Annotated in this window: 17 protein-coding genes and 1 pseudogene; 13 read left to right on the top strand and 5 right to left on the bottom strand. The window is 40.3% G+C overall.

Translation table 11 applies throughout. The features are described 5' to 3' along the window. Positions 1-36 precede the first annotated feature (36 nt). Complete coding sequence (locus ABD010_RS05545; protein WP_343810999.1) at positions 37-534, top strand: GNAT family N-acetyltransferase; 498 nt, start codon at positions 37-39, stop codon at positions 532-534. 188 nt (positions 535-722) lie between these two features. Here the strand turns inward: ABD010_RS05545 and ABD010_RS05550 are convergent, their stop codons facing one another. After that, positions 723-1,916: a Bcr/CflA family efflux MFS transporter gene (locus ABD010_RS05550; protein ID WP_343811057.1), complete on the bottom strand. Its 1,194-nt coding sequence runs from the start codon at positions 1,914-1,916 to the stop codon at positions 723-725. Positions 1,917-2,345: 429 nt separating this feature from the next. On the opposite strand from ABD010_RS05550, the gene ABD010_RS05555 reads away from it, so the two are divergent. Together ABD010_RS05555 and ABD010_RS05560 are read left to right on the top strand one after the other, a co-directional pair. Continuing rightward, entirely contained in the window at positions 2,346-2,552 is a 207-nt protein-coding gene (locus tag ABD010_RS05555; RefSeq protein ID WP_343811000.1) for a zinc ribbon domain-containing protein, read from the top strand. A gap of 158 nt (positions 2,553-2,710) precedes the next feature. Further along, positions 2,711-3,163 carry a hypothetical protein gene (locus tag ABD010_RS05560; RefSeq protein ID WP_343811002.1) on the top strand — a complete coding sequence of 151 codons (453 nt, stop codon included), beginning with the start codon at positions 2,711-2,713 and terminating at the stop codon, positions 3,161-3,163. Here ABD010_RS05560 and ABD010_RS05565 read toward each other — a convergent pair. Further along, positions 3,138-3,377 (bottom strand): annotated as a pseudogene (locus ABD010_RS05565) (FMN-binding negative transcriptional regulator); the annotation flags it as partial. The gene ABD010_RS05560 and the pseudogene ABD010_RS05565 sit on opposite strands and share 26 nt — an antisense overlap. A gap of 346 nt (positions 3,378-3,723) precedes the next feature. Between ABD010_RS05565 and ABD010_RS05570 the strand changes: the two are divergent. The 4 genes from ABD010_RS05570 to brnQ all read left to right on the top strand — a co-directional run bounded on the left by ABD010_RS05570 (position 3,724) and on the right by brnQ (position 6,993). Further along, positions 3,724-4,203: a GNAT family N-acetyltransferase gene (locus ABD010_RS05570; protein ID WP_343811004.1), complete on the top strand. Its 480-nt coding sequence runs from the start codon at positions 3,724-3,726 to the stop codon at positions 4,201-4,203. A gap of 133 nt (positions 4,204-4,336) precedes the next feature. Continuing rightward, positions 4,337-4,930 carry a YdeI/OmpD-associated family protein gene (locus ABD010_RS05575; RefSeq protein WP_343811006.1) on the top strand — a complete coding sequence of 198 codons (594 nt, stop codon included), beginning with the start codon at positions 4,337-4,339 and terminating at the stop codon, positions 4,928-4,930. Between the two features lie 58 nt (positions 4,931-4,988). Further along, on the top strand, positions 4,989-5,363 hold the full coding sequence (locus tag ABD010_RS05580; protein ID WP_343811008.1) for a DoxX family protein: 375 nt from the start codon (positions 4,989-4,991) through the stop codon (positions 5,361-5,363). Positions 5,364-5,634: 271 nt separating this feature from the next. Continuing rightward, positions 5,635-6,993: a branched-chain amino acid transport system II carrier protein gene (brnQ, locus tag ABD010_RS05585; RefSeq protein ID WP_343811010.1), complete on the top strand. Its 1,359-nt coding sequence runs from the start codon at positions 5,635-5,637 to the stop codon at positions 6,991-6,993. 83 nt (positions 6,994-7,076) lie between these two features. On the opposite strand, the gene ABD010_RS05590 is transcribed toward brnQ, so the two are convergent. Beyond that, positions 7,077-7,724 (bottom strand): GntR family transcriptional regulator, encoded by a 648-nt coding sequence (locus ABD010_RS05590; RefSeq protein ID WP_343811012.1) that lies wholly within the window; start codon positions 7,722-7,724, stop codon positions 7,077-7,079. Positions 7,725-8,033: 309 nt separating this feature from the next. Here ABD010_RS05590 and ABD010_RS05595 point away from each other — a divergent pair, with 309 nt between their 5' ends. The 4 genes from ABD010_RS05595 to ABD010_RS05610 all read left to right on the top strand — a co-directional run bounded on the left by ABD010_RS05595 (position 8,034) and on the right by ABD010_RS05610 (position 13,731). Then, the gene (locus tag ABD010_RS05595) at positions 8,034-9,245 is read left to right on the top strand and encodes an alanyl-tRNA editing protein (RefSeq protein WP_343811014.1); all 1,212 of its coding nucleotides are present in this window, start codon (positions 8,034-8,036) and stop codon (positions 9,243-9,245) included. Positions 9,246-9,314: 69 nt separating this feature from the next. Continuing rightward, positions 9,315-10,988, top strand: a complete 1,674-nt coding sequence (locus ABD010_RS05600; RefSeq protein ID WP_343811016.1) for a transglutaminase domain-containing protein — start codon at positions 9,315-9,317, stop codon at positions 10,986-10,988. Positions 10,989-11,231: 243 nt separating this feature from the next. Beyond that, entirely contained in the window at positions 11,232-12,362 is a 1,131-nt protein-coding gene (locus tag ABD010_RS05605) for a glycerate kinase (protein WP_343811018.1), read from the top strand. 7 nt (positions 12,363-12,369) lie between these two features. Beyond that, complete coding sequence (locus tag ABD010_RS05610; protein ID WP_343811020.1) at positions 12,370-13,731, top strand: GntP family permease; 1,362 nt, start codon at positions 12,370-12,372, stop codon at positions 13,729-13,731. 380 nt (positions 13,732-14,111) lie between these two features. Here ABD010_RS05610 and ABD010_RS05615 read toward each other — a convergent pair whose 3' ends face one another. After that, entirely contained in the window at positions 14,112-14,321 is a 210-nt protein-coding gene (locus ABD010_RS05615) for a hypothetical protein (RefSeq protein ID WP_174615282.1), read from the bottom strand. Positions 14,322-14,723: 402 nt separating this feature from the next. On the opposite strand from ABD010_RS05615, the gene ABD010_RS05620 reads away from it, so the two are divergent. Both ABD010_RS05620 and ABD010_RS05625 read left to right on the top strand, forming a co-directional pair. Continuing rightward, positions 14,724-15,689 (top strand): HECT domain-containing protein, encoded by a 966-nt coding sequence (locus ABD010_RS05620; RefSeq protein ID WP_343811022.1) that lies wholly within the window; start codon positions 14,724-14,726, stop codon positions 15,687-15,689. A gap of 183 nt (positions 15,690-15,872) precedes the next feature. Beyond that, the gene (locus ABD010_RS05625; RefSeq protein WP_343811024.1) at positions 15,873-16,547 is read left to right on the top strand and encodes a VOC family protein; all 675 of its coding nucleotides are present in this window, start codon (positions 15,873-15,875) and stop codon (positions 16,545-16,547) included. Positions 16,548-16,587: 40 nt separating this feature from the next. Here ABD010_RS05625 and ABD010_RS05630 read toward each other — a convergent pair. Beyond that, on the bottom strand, positions 16,588-16,778 hold a 191-nt coding region (locus tag ABD010_RS05630; protein ID WP_343811026.1), incomplete at its 5' end, for a hypothetical protein.

The raw sequence follows: 16,778 nt of genomic DNA on the forward strand, positions 1-16,778 counted from the left end.
GGGATTAGAACTGAACATTTTTCAGGAGGGATTCGATTGGATATCGTCATAGAAAAGCCTAGCCACCAACATATTACCGAAATTGCTCAGATTTGTGCTGCAGGATGGAGACAAACGGTTGAGGGCAGGCTAAGTAAGGCGTATCAAGATAAGAATGTGGCGTATTGGTATAATCATGACAAGGTGCGCAGCGATATTGATTCTGGAAATTATTCACATGTGGCACTAATTGATTCAAAGGTTGTTGGCACAATTGGCGGGGCGATGACTGGGCCTGAACGTGGTGATGTGTATGTGTTATATGTCGATGAAGCGTATCGTTACCAAGGGATTGGCCGCCGGTTGCTCGGGGCACTCACTGATAAGCAGATTGCTGAAGGAGCACTGGAACAGTGGGTTTCGGTTGAGAAAGACAACTGGCATGGCATTCCATTTTATAAGGCACGTGGTTTTGTGCTTCAGGGAGAGCAGATGACGGAGGTCGCTTCAGGGGAAACGCAGGTGTCATTAAAATATAGACGGGATGTTGGATAACTAATAACTACATAGTTTCACCTGCCCATGCTGCTACATGGATCAGCCGCAATAGACCGAATCCCGTCTATGAGCAGCATGATTTCTTTAATTAGAAACCATGCCGAACATTGGGTCTAATGAGTTCTTGGAAACAATGGGCAACATCATAATTTATTAGAATCATGAGAGCTTCATTTGCTGTCTTTTTAAGCCGATTTGGTAAGCTTAAAAAAAGCTATACAACCGGTCAGGGAAGTGCTGAATAATATGACGCCCATTGGGACGGCAGATGCTTCATTAATGCCGGCAAGCGGGGAGAATAATGCTCCGAGCAATAGCGGCAGCATACCCAGGACAGCACTGGCGCTCCCCGCGCGACGTCCCTGTTGCTCCATCCCAAGAGTAAAGGTACTTGTTATGGTCATTCCTATGGTGGTCATGTAAATGAAGATTAGTATTACAATGATGGCTAATGGACCTTCTATAATGGTCATGATTAGCAGTATGGATGTTGCACTTACTGCAATAATGACCGCTGCCTTCAGTAAACTTTTTTCTTGGATAATGCCACCAAAACGTCCAATGATGAAACTGCCTGTAATAATCGCCAGTCCGTTCATACCAAATAATACACTGAAAACTTGAGGGGAGACCCCATAGATTTCCTGATAAATAAATGGGGTGCCGGATACATATGCAAAACTCCCGCCATGTACAAATCCGACGATTACTGCATAGCCAATAAACGATCGGTCTTTCAGTAAGCTTCCCATTGTCTGGACGGAAGCTCCTATCGAACTTGGAATACGCTCGCCGGGTGGTAAGGTTTCCTTAAGTCTTACAGCAACAATCATAACAATCAGGATTCCCAGGATACTTAAGAAAAAGAAAATCGTATGCCAGCTTGCAAAAGGCAGAAGCAAGATTGCTCCACCTGACATTGGTGCAATCATTGGTGCCACTGCATTGATAACCATTAAAAGTGAAAAGAATTTTGTTAGTTCCCTGCCGCTGAACACATCACGTACAACTGCACGGGAAAGAACAACCCCCGCTGAAGCAGTGAATCCCTGCAAAAACCGTGCTGCAATCAGGACAGTGATGTTTGGTGCGATTGCACAGAAAAGTGATGATGCGACAAATAGCGAAATAGATATTAATAAGGGCTTTTTTCTGCCGCGAGCATCACTGATGGGGCCAATAATTACCTGGCCAATAGCAAGTCCAAGCAAACAAGCTGTCAGGCTGACTTGTACAAGTGAAGGGCTCGTCCCTAAATCTTTAGCAATTCCAGGAAAGCTCGGCAAATACATGTCAATGTTAAGCGGCCCCATAATGGCGAGCAAACCCAGCAGCAAAGCAAGCCCGAAACGCTTTTTTCCTGTTGGGTTATGAAGTATGGATTCTTGTTTTTGTTCTTGTTGATTGATACGACACACCCCCCTAACTTCATTCATTATAAGTAGGTTGCCGTATATTGTTAAGTAAAATGGATTTGAAGAAAGTGATCCATATGTATAAGCTTGCATTCTACATTGGTTCAAATGGCCCCTAAAGTTAGGGAGAGTACCACGTTCAAATTCAGTATTAAGAAGATGAAAGTGTAAAAGGGGAGCGGCATCCTATTAATACGAATGGGAATTTTTCCGGAGTGTATAATAATAACATTACTGTCTGTTGTAACTTTATAAGTAAGAAGAGTAAAATAGAAATTGTAATGATCTACTGAAATGGGAGATAACTATGGATGCTAGGCATAATTTTCAAGTAGAGAAATGTACTGTACCAAGTAATTTTCGACTAACTAACAAAGAAAGGGATGAAGTGTCATGGAAAACAGTAAGGGATGTATTAAATGTGGAAGTACAGATGCAGACAAAAAGGATGTAGCAATGTCTGGGACCGGCCTATCTAAAATGTTCGATGTTCAGAACAATCAGTTTACTGTTGTTTTCTGTAAAAACTGTGGATATTCGGAGTTTTATAATAGGAATAGTTCAACAGGGAGCAATGTTTTTGACTTCTTCTTCGGATAATAAGAAGAAATTAAATTAGAGAATGCGTAAATGGATGAGAAGTAATTTTGATTAGTATTATATTCGATGTTGCCTGACGAACCTGTGACAAGAGAGGTTGGCAGTTGAAGAAAATGATCCCTCAGCTACCTGCTATAATGCATGAGGGATTATTTTTCATGGTGATCATTAGTAACATCAACCGCACGGGTCAAACATCGACCGCAAGCGGGAGAACATCAACCGCACGTGCCCGAACATCGACCGTAAGCAGGGAAACATCAACCGCACGGGAGCAAACATCGACCGCAAGCGGAAGAACATCAACCGCACGTGCCCGAACATCGACCGCAAGCAGGGAAACATCAACCACACGGGAGCAAACATCAACCGCAAGCGGGAGAACATCAACCGCACGTGCCCGAACATCGACCGCAAGCAGGGAAACATCAACCGCACGGGAGCAAACATCAACCGCAAGCGGGAGAACATCAACCGCACGGGAGCAAACATCAACCGATTGCAATCCAAAATCGGAGGCAATACCGGAAAACTCACCTGCACCGGCTATCTGTTACTATTCATCATGGGCAAATGATCTATTGTGTAACAGTGCGGTCCCTGAAAAGTAGCAAGTACCTCCTGCCCATCTATATCTTTCCACTGGTTATTCGGCTTTGCAAAGTGGCCGTACAAATATCTTTTTTCGTTGTCCAAAACCAAAGGAAGGTGGGTCGCATACGGATGACCCTGATGTTGGGAAAATAGTGTAGCAAAGCTATTTTCATCAATAATCTTATAGATTACTGCTTTGTCTTTGATTTCAAAGTGTTTGGGAATATACATTATCAGCACTCCTCATCATAATATTTCATCGCTTATATAAAATATAGTATGATATAAACTGACATTTAGAAAGATATACTTGAAAATATATAAGCATGTCAGAGGGGGATATGAAAAATTATCTTTTTGCTTAAACGACAGCACTCCCAAATATATACAAATTTACAAGCAATTTAAATCCTTTATAGAACAAGGCAATGTGAAAGCTGATGAACAACTGTCCTCTCTTCGGCAGCTTACTGATTAGCTTCAAATAAGCCGCAATACAACCTTAATGGCATATAATCAGCTTGCAGCAGGGTTTCAATCGATCTTTGTGATATTCTTTATAGAGAAGAGGAGAAAAATGAATTTAACTATCAGAAGTATGAATGAAGATCTAGCCAAACAGATTCTAAGTTGGAAATATGAAAGCCCCTATGATTTTTATAATAATGAAGTAAACAACGAAGGAATTAAAGAGAGACTTGATGGTTCTTATCAAGTCTTGCTTGATGAAAAAGGAAAAGTATTTGGTTTCTTGTGTACGGGAGAAACAGCTCGGATTCCAATTGGGAATAAATATGGTGTTTATAATGAAAATTTTGTAGATATAGGTCTTGGGATGAATCCTAATTATGCGGGAAATGGATATGGTTACGACTTTTGTTCCTTTATTATTAATTACATAAGAGAAAATAATAAAGGAATTCCCATGAGACTGTCGGTTGCAACGTTTAATAAACGGGCCATCCGATTATATGAAAAGCTGGGTTTTGAAGAAGGGGATAAATTTGCGGCTGGTTCTGTTGATTTCATAACGATGATTAAAGGGGATTTGGACTAATTATCGCTTAAAGGGGGACTTATCTTTAATAGGGGTGGTCCTATCATGTGCAACGCAATCTAAAAACATTCATAAGAAGGCAGCGAAATCGTTCTTAATTGTCGGTGTATCAAAATGAAGGTGGGTGATCTACATGGCAAACAGCAGAACAAATTCCAAGGTTGAGGCATATTTAAGGAACGTTGAAAAATGGCAGGAAGAAATGGAGGAATTGAGAAATAGTATTCTTGATTGCGGGTTGACTGAAGAATTGAAATGGAAGAAGCCGTGCTACACGTTTCAGAATAACAACATTGCAATCATTCAGGGATTTAAAAAATACGTTGCACTTATGTTTTTCAAGGGATCGTTATTGAAGGACCCCAATGAAGTTCTGGTAAAACCCGGGGAGAATTCGCAGGCGCAGCGCCAGATCCGGTTCACGAATGTTCAGGAAATAGAAGAAATGAAAACCAGCTTGAAAGCCTATATTAATGAAGCAATTGAGGTTGAAAAAGCGGGTTTGGAAGTGCCGTTTAAGAAAAATAAAGAACTCGTCATCCCGGAAGAACTGAAAAATAAATTCGATGAGACACCTGATTTGAAAACTGCTTTCGAAAAATTGACTCCAGGGCGGCAGCGGGCATACATTATTTTTATTTCCAAAGCCAAACAATCCAAAACACGCACCTCAAGAGTGGAGAAATATACGCAGAAGATTCTCGATGGAAAGGGGTTAAATGATTAGCGATGTTGAAAACCACGAAATTGCGCGGAAAACAGATTGTAAAAAAGGGTGAATACATATGAAATTGTTTTTCCGAACACTTTATTCCATTCTCTTATTTGGGGCCGGGGTCTTGCATTTTGTCCATGAAAAAAGCTTCCGCAGAATTGTCCCGAAAACACTTCCATTAAGACGAACTATTGTATTGGTTTCGGGTGTTTTTGAAATTATCTTTTCCGGCCTGCTCTGGGTGAAAAAAGGGCAGCAAATCACTGGGAAACTCCTGGCATTTTTTATGATGGCTGTTTTTCCGGCAAATGTGTACATGGCTGCAAAAAGAATATCATTCCGGCCGGGGAAACAAGCAAATCCATGGGTCCTATGGATGCGGTTGCCTTTGCAGCTTCCACTGATTGTTGGCGCGTTAGTGCTTGGGAGGAAAGAAAATGAATAGGCATAAACTTTGCGCCACATAACCCTTAAGAAAGGGGAAATTGTTCGCTGCTTGAATGCTGAACAGGCGTGAAGGTGGAAAGAAGAACCAACCAAATATAGCAATGCCAGCCGATGGTTTCATGTAAATCATTGGCTGGTATTTTTTATTTCTGAAAATCGTCAAAAAACTTCATGTAATATATTGCATTTCGCAGCAGCAGATAGTATGATTGATGCTATCGATATATTGCATATCAGAAAAAATACAGAGATTACTGGAGGAACCTATCATGAAAGGCAGACTGTCTTTTTCTTCTTACGCAGCAATTGGCGCCATGTTGTTTGCATTATTTTTTGGGGCAGGGAATCTGATTTTTCCGGCACAGCTAGGTCAAAACGCTGGTACGAACCTTCTGCCGGCAGTTACAGGATTTTTATTTACAGGAGTGGGGCTGCCGCTGTTTGGAATTATTGCGATGAGTTTTTCGGGAAGTCGCAATTTGCAGGAATTGTCCAGCCGTGTGCATCCGGTTTATGCAGTGTTTTTTACGTCGATCCTTTATTTGACAATCGGTCCCTTTTTTGCGTCTCCGCGTACAGGAACCGTTGCATTTGAAATTGGTATATCGCCTTTTATAAATGAGTCTTCACAACAATTAGGGTTATTTATTTTTACATTACTGTTTTTCGCTGTGGTACTCTGGTTTTCATTAAATCCTGCCAAGCTTGTGGATAATGTTGGAAAACTGTTGGCACCTGGACTGGTTGTTCTGCTTGCAGTTCTTCTTATTACTGCAATTATTAACCCGCTGGGGGCGATGGAAACACCGCAGGAATCCTATGAAAGCGGGGCATTTATAACCGGTTTTCTGGAAGGCTATAATACAATGGATGCACTTGCATCGCTGGTATTTGGGATTATTGTTATTAATGCGATTCGGGCAATGGGTGTAACATCCAGTACGGATATTCTCAAAACAACCGTTAAGGCAGGCAGTATTGCGATATTGCTGCTTGGAATGATTTATGTTGGCATTGCCTATTTGGGAGCGACAAGCACAGAAGTTTTTGGAATCTTTAAAACAGGAGGGCCGGTATTAAGTAATGCTGCATCGTATTATTTTGGCACCTTTGGATCCATTCTGCTGGCAATTGCCATTATATTGGCATGCTTGACCACTGCAATCGGATTGACGACCGCCAATGCGGAATATTTCCATACGCTCTTTCCGCAGTTCAGTTATAAAAAATTGGTTGTTTTCTTTGCAACATTAACTTTTATTATTGCAAATTTTGGATTGTCAAATATCATTACTTATTCTGTACCAGTTTTGATGTTGTTATATCCACTGGCGATTGTGCTGATGCTGCTGACATTTTTGTCTCCATTGTTTAATCATGCTCGCCTGGTTTACAGTTCGACGATTGCTGTTACATTTTTAATCAGTATTTTTGATGGACTCAAGGCGCTTTGTGAATCACTGGGAATTGAGTATTTTAACTGGATGCAGCCTATAATCACCTTCTATGAAGGAACGTTACCTTTGTACAGTCAGGGACTCGGTTGGCTGCTTCCGGCTGTCGTTGTAATTGCAGCAACCGGTACCATCAGCCATTTTCAAAAAACAGCTGCTGTTCATGCATCATAACCTGCATATAATAAGCCGGCGCCTTCTTTCCTTGAAGGGCCGGCTTTTTGGCGTTATAAATGTATAAATAATTTCTGCTGTTTTTATTGAAATTTTTGGAGTGTACGCAGCCAGTTTTCTTTCATGACGGCTACCGCTTTTTCTTTGTTGCCATGTTTCATGGAAGTGATGATGGTCTCGTGATCATCAATTGATTTTTCGGTTAAGACAATGGAATTATGAAAAAAATGCCTGCGAACGTGTGCCTGTAACGATTCAACTATCCCCTGAATATAAGTATTTTCCGTGATGTCAACAATCACCTGGTGGAATTCCTCATCCACTTTCAATGCGGCATAGTCGTTATTGGACTGAATTGCTTCTGCAAAGCGGTTGTTGATGGTGCTGAGCTGTGTAAGGTGATCCTCCGTTAAATGATCAATTGCCAGTTCTGCGGAAAGTGATTGCAATGCTGCCAATGGCGGGAGAAGATCTTTAATTGCGTCCCTTTCAATTTCAGTAACTTGTGTTGCTTTACCGGGATACATTTTAACAAACCCTCGAGCTTCCAGCAGCTGCAGTGATTCACGGATGGGTGTTCTGCTGATTCCTAACGCATCGGCCAATTCGGTGTCATTTAATTTTTCTCCGGGCAGCAGCGTGCCATCAATAATCCACTGTTGAAGCTGGTTAAACGCATTTTCCTTAGCAGACAAACGAACAGGTTTTGAATGGTTTGAAGGTATTGGCATGGGAAACCCGCCTTTCATTTCGTATGAATATAGTATACATGAAAATATCCCGTGTGGGAATATGCAATATATCGATTCAACAAAAAGCATCAGAGCGTTCGTCTTGAAATTCCGTTTGTTTGGTTTCTGTTATCTTATTGGTAACGCTTGTTGTAAATCCGATAGTTGGTAAATTGGTGCCAAAGTTTGTTAAATCTATTTAGAATAGAAGGACATCTTCGTAGCACTAGCTATGTGGAGGTTCTTTTATATAACGCAATTGTGCTATTATGAATAAAAGAAAAAGTTTTATTAAAGGACGTGTAGAGCGTGATTACAGAAAAATTATATTATCAGGATTCAACCATCCGTTCTTTTTCTGCGCAGATTCTTCACAGTGAACAGGATGACCACGGACGATTTTACGTTGTGCTTGATAAAACAGTATTTTATCCGACAGGCGGAGGACAGCCGCATGATACAGGCACACTTAATGATGTGCGTGTATATAATGTCGAGGAAAAAAACGGTGAGATTCGCCATTATACTGATACGTTTTTGGAAGCGGAACATTGTACAGGGGAAATTGACTGGGAACGAAGATTTGATCATATGCAGCAGCATGCCGGACAGCATATCCTCTCAGCAGCATTTGAAAACATGTACGGGTACAGGACAGTTAGTTTTCATCTGGGCACAGAAACTTGCACAATTGACCTCGAAGTTTCGGGGATTCATGAGGAAGAAGTCAGCCGGGTAGAGGAGAAGGCAAACGATGTTATTTTAGAAAATCGTCCCATTCAAATACGTTGGGTGACAGAAGAAGAGCTCCATAAGTTCCCTTTAAGAAAGGAAGTATCTGTTTCAGAAAACATCCGCCTCGTCATTATTCCTGATTTTGACCACAATGGTTGTGGTGGGACCCATCCGAATAAAACAGGGCAAGTGGGCTCTATTAAACTTCTTCATTGGGAACGGCAAAAGAAAAATATTCGCGTTCATTTTGTATGCGGGAGCAGAGTACTGAAGCAACTGCAGGATAAGCATCGAGTCATCCAGGGTTTGATCACGTTTCTAAATGCTCCCCAGCAAGACTTGGAAGCCAGCGCCAGTCATATTTTGGAGCAACAGAAAAATCTTGAAAAAACAAATGAACAGTTACAAGCCGAACTTCTGGTGTACGAGGCACAGAATTTAATCGAGCAGGCAGTTGTAAAGGATACATATAAGCTGGTAAAGAAAACCTGCAGGGATAGACCTGTGAAAAAGCTTCAGCAGTTGGCAGTCAATGTCACGCAAAGCACTAATAAAACGCTGACGTTGTTTGTCAATGAAAGTGAAACCAAACTTCAGGTGGTTTGTGCGAGAAGTAACGATGTTGATATTAATATGAAAGAATTCATCACGCAAATACTGCCTATGATAAATGGTAAAGGTGGCGGCAGTAAAACGATAGCGCAGGGGGGAGGAGACAAAATGCTTTCTCCGGAAAAATTAATCGTCGAAATGGTTCGTGTTGCCGACGATCTGCTTACCGGATAAGCAAATGCGACCTTTGCATCTGAACTATCATTCAGCTGCTTTATATCTTATCGGATTGGGGAAATTTTAATGAAAAAATTGCTTTGCTTGATGTTGATATCACTATCTGGGGTAATTTTATTAAATGGCTGTTCTGATGATTCGGAAGGGTCTACTGATCAGGATGGTCAAAATAACGAAGCAGAGGAATCGGAAGAGCCGAAACCCAAGCAAACAAAGACGGAGACCAGTCAGCCGCTTGAATTGTCTTCTTATGCCAAAGAAATCGGCGCAACGCTATCAAGTCCGGGAAGTAAGGAGTTCTCTGTTCAGTCATCGTTTATGCTGGAAGGACAAATCGATGATACGTCTGGATTGGATGGCCGCTTTATCTGGGTGGAACTATCCGGTCCAAAAGGGGGAGAGTTTACGTATTATATACCGCTTCAGGACGGAAAATTCAGTGAGGAAATAATGCTGTTTGAAGGAAAAGGAGACTATAACATTACCGTTCGCTTGCCGGATAAAGAACAGGACAATCATTTTTATGAGATGGCTTCCCTTGAAGTAACAAATGAAAGTACAGAAAAGACCCGTGATATATTTCTGGGGCGTAAAGCACTTGAAAATGGCCTGACCATAAGCCAGCCTGCCAGCGGGTTTACGGAAGCAGACGGATTTTTACACCTTGCAGGAACAATCGACGACAAGTATAACGGCAGGAATCTTATGGTTAAAGGTGAGAAAGGTTCAGAATCATGGAAAGTTATCATACCTGTCAAAAATGGCAAGTTCGAAACAGAATTTCCTTTACACTACGGTGGGGGAAAGCATCATGTAACGGTCATGGTACCTGATTCGGACCGGAAAAATTATTATTTGGAAGCTGCTAAATTTTTCGTCAACAATACATCAACAGCAAAAACAGACCCGATTAACTTTTACAAGGACTATAATGAACACGAATTTCAACTTGATTACCCGAAAGCAGGGGGGTTAAAAGCTGACGGGAATACGTTTCGCATTGCCGGTACGTATGACCCGAGTGTGTCGGACAATAAAAAAATTGAACAATTGATCGTAACAACGAAAAAGAGTGATTTGGAAGCCAGTTACCTCGTTCCGGCAAATGATGGTACATTTGAAGGGGAATTTCGTCTCCGGTTTGGTCCCGGTAAATATGACGTAACGGTTAATATTCCGACCGACCCAGGCGCATACAAATCCTATTTTAAGTATTCCGGCATTGCAAGATTTACGGTCAAAAGTGATGCAAAGGATAAACGTAATTTATTGCCGTCCCGGGGAATTCAGTCTGATTCGCAAAAAATAGAGGATCTGGCTGCCAACCTGACAAAAGGGGTAAACGGCGAGCGGAAAAAGGCAAAGGCAATTTATGAATACGTGGCAAAAAATATCTCTTATGATGTGGAGAAACTGGAAAAAGACTTGTTCAAACTGAGTGACAGCGCACTAAAAACGCTCCAAACAAAGAGTGGCGTTTGTCAGGATTATGCCTTTTTGACTGTTGCCCTGTTGCGTGCAACTGGTATCGAATCACACTATATTGGCGGTCGTGCGAGTCTAGCGCGCCATGCCTGGGTGGAAGCAGACATAAACGGGGAATGGCTGCTTATGGATCCAACATGGGGTGCCGGTTATGTGCAGGATGGAAAATTCGTCCCCCGTTACACTGACAAATATTTCGACCCGAATATGGAAGATTTTAAAAAGACACATACACGTCAAGAGGTTGTTTATTGATATGTGTGAAGTTGGTCCACCTTGTTTTTATAGGGTGGGCTTTTTTGTTCGCAGGCTTTTGAGAGTGGGGTTTATTTTGAGCCGCTGCATTAATTATCTGAAAATATGCTATACTGTTCAATTAGATATTTGCACTTATTTGACAAAAATAATATCGGACTATGAAACATATTAATTTATTAGAAGACGCTGTCAAAGTTAGGTTAAATAAAAACAAAAATATTGAATGTAAAGGAGTATATTATGAACATCGTCGTTGCACCCGATTCTTTTAAAGGTAGTCTAACATCAATTGAAGCTTCAGAAATAATGAAAAAAGCCATTAGAAGCATTGATTCAACATATGAGGTGACATTAAAGCCAATGGCAGACGGCGGAGAGGGGACACTTCATTCGCTGCTGCTATCAACAGAAGGACAGCAAATCCCGATAACATGTACAGGTCCTTTAGGAGATGAAATAGACACTGCCTACGCTATCGTTAATTCAAGTACAGCAATCATTGAGTGTGCCAGTGTTGCAGGTTTGGTTCAGGTACCGCATACGAAAAGAAATCCTGATTTGACGACAACATTCGGTCTTGGTGAAATCATGATTGATGCACTGGATAAAGGATGTACATCATTTGTTTTTGGACTTGGAGGAAGTGCTACCAATGATGGTGGTCTGGGCATGTTAATTGCTTTAGGAATGAGGGCATGGGATGAAAATGGAAATAAGGTCGGGCCATTTGGAAAAGACGTTCATCGTGTGGAAATGGTTGATTTTTCCAAGATTGATTCAAGGCTGCTGAACACGGATATACAGGTTGCGTGCGATGTGGATAACCCGCTTTGTGGAGAAAGGGGGGCAACTAAAGTCTATGGGCCACAAAAGGGGGCGACTGATAAGCAGTTAGAACAATATGACATTGCCTTAAACAAGTACGGAGATGTGCTGGAAGGCGTTCATGGCAGGTATTATCAAAACATCCCTGGAGCAGGTGCAGCGGGAGGATTGGGTTTTGCTTTAATGACCCTAGGAGCGGACCTCGTTTCAGGTGCAGAACTGTTAGCTGAAGCAATGAATGTGGAGTCGGCGATTAAAGGTGCTGATCTCGTGTTAACCGGGGAAGGACAGAGTGATGAGCAAACTCTTTATGGAAAAGCACCAGGCTATATTGCGTCACTGGCACAAAAACATCATGTCCCGGTAGTATTACTTTCAGGAAGCCTTGATGGTGACTTGGATAAATTAAGGGAACGATTTACGGGGTATTTTTCGATTGTAAACAAACCGTTAACACTTGAAGCCTGTATGGAAAATGCTGATGAATTACTTTATGAACAGACAAAACAGGTAATACATTTGCTGCAAAATATAATGAAGGGGTGAAGAGAGAATGGAAGGTATAGGTCTTATTTTATTGATTGTTGTTGGGGTATTATTTGTAATTTTTGCTACTGCTAAACTGAAATTGCACCCATTTTTGTCATTGTTACTGGCCGCATTTGGAATCGGGATTTTTGCAGGATTACCGTTACCCGATGTAGTCGAAGCAGTAAATGGCGGATTCGGCGGGCTGATGGGAGGTATTGGTCTTGTCATTGTTTTCGGTACAATCATCGGGGTGATTTTGGAAAAGTCAGGAGCAGCACTTCGGATGGCTGAAGTGGTTTTGCGAATCGTAGGGGAGAAACGTCCACAAATGGCAATGAGTCTGATTGGAGCAATTGTCAGTATTCCAGTATTCTGTGACTCCGGATATGTTATTTTATCCTCATTGAAAAAGGCGCTTGCCAAGAAGGCTAAAGTTGCGGTTGCATCGATGGCGATTGCCTTGTCGACCGGCCTGTTCGCAACCCATACTCTTGTACCGCCGACTCCCGGGCCGATTGCTGCAGCAGGTAACATTGGTGCCGAAGATTATCTTGGAACTATTATTTTAATCGGTATTATAGTATCCATCCCGGTAATTATTGCTGGCTATATTTGGGCGATGAAAGTAGGTACCAAAATTAAAGTAGATGGTGAAGATGATGAAGAAAATGCGTACGATTATGATACGATTTTAAACGAATTTGGTGAAATGCCGTCAACAGTAAAATCATTTGCGCCAATTGTTGTGCCGATTTTGTTAATTGGGTTCAGTTCCGTCATTACATTTGCCGGATGGACGGGAACATTTTTTGATATATTCCTGTTCCTGGGTTCCCCGGTAGTGGCGTTGCTGATTGGTGTTCTATTCGCATTTCTTCTGATGCCTGATTATAATGAGGAAACGTTAACTGAATGGGTCGGAATCGGTATTAAGGAATCAGCCCCAATACTGTTGATCACTGGCTCGGGAGGAGCATTTGGGACTGTGATTAAAACAACCCCTGTAGTGGATTTCATTCAGAGTTTTGGTGAGAGTGCATTTTTCACTGGTGCAATGTTTGTATTTATACCGTTTTTGATTGCTGCTGCCTTAAAATCTGCACAGGGATCGTCCACAGCGGCGCTAGTCATCACATCAACATTAATTGCGCCGCTGCTTCCCGAGTTAGGCATCTCAGGCGCATTGCCACTTGCATTAGTTGTCATGTCAGTGGGTGCCGGAGCAATGGTTGTTTCACATGTAAATGACAGCTACTTTTGGGTCGTAAAGGAATTTAGCGGCATGTCGGTAACACAGGCATATAAAGCGCAAACTGCAGGTACATTATTGCAAGGAATTGTGGCAATTGTGGTAACGTTCATCCTTTGGGTGTTGCTGGTTTAAATTTTCCTTTCTTTCGTGGGGAGTCTTATTGTATAGAATTAGAGAGTTATTATGAACCCGTTTCAGTATGAAGGAGCGGGTTCATAATGTGTTTAGGAAAATGTATACAATAGAATTTTAAATTGGCTCATTTGTTGGTGGCAATTGCGGCTTTAAAATTAGATTTGATAATTTATAATAAAGTCTGATAACTTATAAAAAAGTTTGATACAATTGCTGTGTTGAGTTATTCCGTTAAAGGGCCAGTTAATGGAATAAATAAGGATTGTAATGTGGGCGTTTCCTACATTTGCAATTGTGTTATTATTGGAAATAACGTTGGCAAAGGGGAGGATTAAGATTAAAAAATCTTGGTTTACTAACGATGTTATTTTGCAAATTTATTTCTGTTTTGGAAACAAGAATGATATGCCTAAAAAAATTAGTCCGATAGTAAGGCCTACTGGTTCATAAGCGTAATAAATCGACGCAGGCATTTTTTCGGTCACCCGAACAAAACTTAAAATCAGCTTTGAAACAAGTGTGAGCATTACTATTCCGTAGGCTATATATTGAAAAACTTCTCGCTTGTTTAATTTGATTTTATCCATATAAAACACACCTTTCTATGAAATATTCCACTTTGTATAATTATGACATAGTTAATTTAAGGTTTCATGGTATTTTTTGAAAATGATATTTTATTACTATTTATCTTGGTTTTGGACCTTTGTCCATTATCAACATCTTAAAGAAAGCCTGCAATTGCACATCTAAAATGGTTTGTAATTTTCATCAAAAGGGCGCACTTCTGGAATAATGGTAGTACTCCATTTGCCATTGTAGGGCAGGATTATGGAATACTTGAGTTCGATATAATAGAATAAAATTGAGTTTGTAGATAGCTTTGAGTAGTTAATGTAATTTTGGAATAATTGATACTGTTATATGGTAACTTTATTTATTATGGCAATGATGTTAGATTATTCACTCAATTAATAGGAAGTGATTATATGGATGAAAAACATAACCAAGAACAAGAAAATAAGCATAAACAAACTGAACAAAACGATAAAGGAGACGGGGGTGTCTCTAAAATACATATCTCAAAAACAAGTGAACCGCAAATACCCCCTCATTTAAAGCAAGCGCTAAAAATGCAAGCCGAGGCTTATCAAAAACTCGAACCCATTATTAAAGCCCAAGCTCAAATAACCGCTTCCCTTCAACCTGCCATACAGGCTTTTGAGCGTTTTGAAGAGATAACAAAACCCATAACTGATATGATAAGAACGTTTGAAAAGATCTCGGTTCCATTGCAAAACATTAACTGGGATTTAATTGATCAGGCGATAGCAGAGAAAATAAAAGAAACTGTTGAAGAACTTAAAAGTTTTGAAGAAGAGTTATGGTGTTTAGATGCCGATATTCTTGATGCTTTTGAGGGGGAAGAAATCTCAAACGATAAATTGGTCACCTATGTTCACGAAAACTTAGATGAATATGTAGAAGAATTGCTACAAGAACCAATGTTTAGCATTCACAAATCTTTGTTATGGGAAACTTTAGAAGCATATAAGAGCGGATTTTATAAGCTGTGTACGTACTCTCTATTTTCCATTTTCGAACACCTTATCTCTTCGTGGTATGTTGGCAACATCAAGAAAGAGGAAATATCTGTACATGCTAAGCCAAATGTGAGAAGAAGATTAGAGAAAATAGAACCTTTCACTGAAAATGCAGAAGAGCAAAGGGAGTTCTTAAAAGTTTTCGCACAGTCAGTTTTTAGAATTCATCAAAATACATTCACAAAAATTCCTGAAGAACTCAACACAGAATTGAACCGAAACTCAATTGCTCATGGTTTCCATGATTACGATAGTATTGGGCAAACAGATATCCTGAAACTGTTTCAATTGTTAAAATCATCCCTTATATTGAGGGTGGTTGAAAAGGAAGATTTTGATGAGGAATCTTAATTATTGGTTTACCCAATCATTATAGGTTCTTTTCCAATAAGCAGTAGGGCACCTTCTAAAATAAGTCTTCCAGTAAAGGGCGCGAATCCGGAACAAAATTCACCATCCACCTGAACCAATTGATATAGAATAGTAAAATAAGATTGCGAAAATAACACTTCAACCAAACGAGGGGGATTACAATTGGAAATAAAGAGAGTCACGTTGCAAACTAATAATTTACGGGAAATGAAATACTTTTATACGAATACACTCGGGTTATCATTAATTGACGAAAATGAAGAGAAATTTTGCGTCTCGGTAGGTACGAGTCAATTGGAGTTTACAACTAGAGATGTAAAAGGAAATCCCTATTATCACTTTGCTTTTAATATTGAAAGTAATAAGTTTGATGAAGCTAAGTCATGGGTTAAAGAAAGGGTTAGTTTGAATCTTGAGGATGGAGAAGATGAAGCTGATTTTTCACATTTACCAGCTCACTCCCTCTATTTTTATGACCCGTCTGGTAATATTGTAGAGTTTATATCAAGACATTCTATATCTAAAGCAGGAGAGGGACATTTTTCACCAAAAAGTATTTTAAACATCAGTGAAATTAGCCTAACGGTTGACGATGTAATAAAAGCTGGACAACAGTTAATTGAACTGGGGATACATGAACGTGACAATGAGCCTTTAAGTGCTACTTCTCTTAACTTTATGGGAGATAGTACGACTGGTGTCTTTATATTGTTAATTCAGCCAGGTAGGAGGTGGATATTTTCAAATAAAGATTCCGTTGTCTGTCCTCTCGAAATCATACTAGCAAGTGGTGATCAAATCACTTTAAACGATAAAAATGAATTAGTAATTCAATAATTGTTAAGTTATCGGATTTTAGTGTAGTGGATCTACTGCTTTATAAAAATTGTTCCTCAAACGGGCGCTTTTCCCTAATAAGGATTAGTGCCATACCGCATATAAGAGCCATATTGTATAATGAATCCAATTCGTTTAACATTACAAAAGGTTTTGAATCGGGGGATATAACCAATGAAAAGAATATTTCTTTTTGTAATGGTTTTGTTTGTAAGTGCTTTATTAGCGGGA

It is taken from the genome of Virgibacillus siamensis (assembly GCF_039522605.1).
Taxonomy (GTDB): Bacteria; Bacillota; Bacilli; order Bacillales; family Amphibacillaceae; genus Lentibacillus; species Lentibacillus siamensis.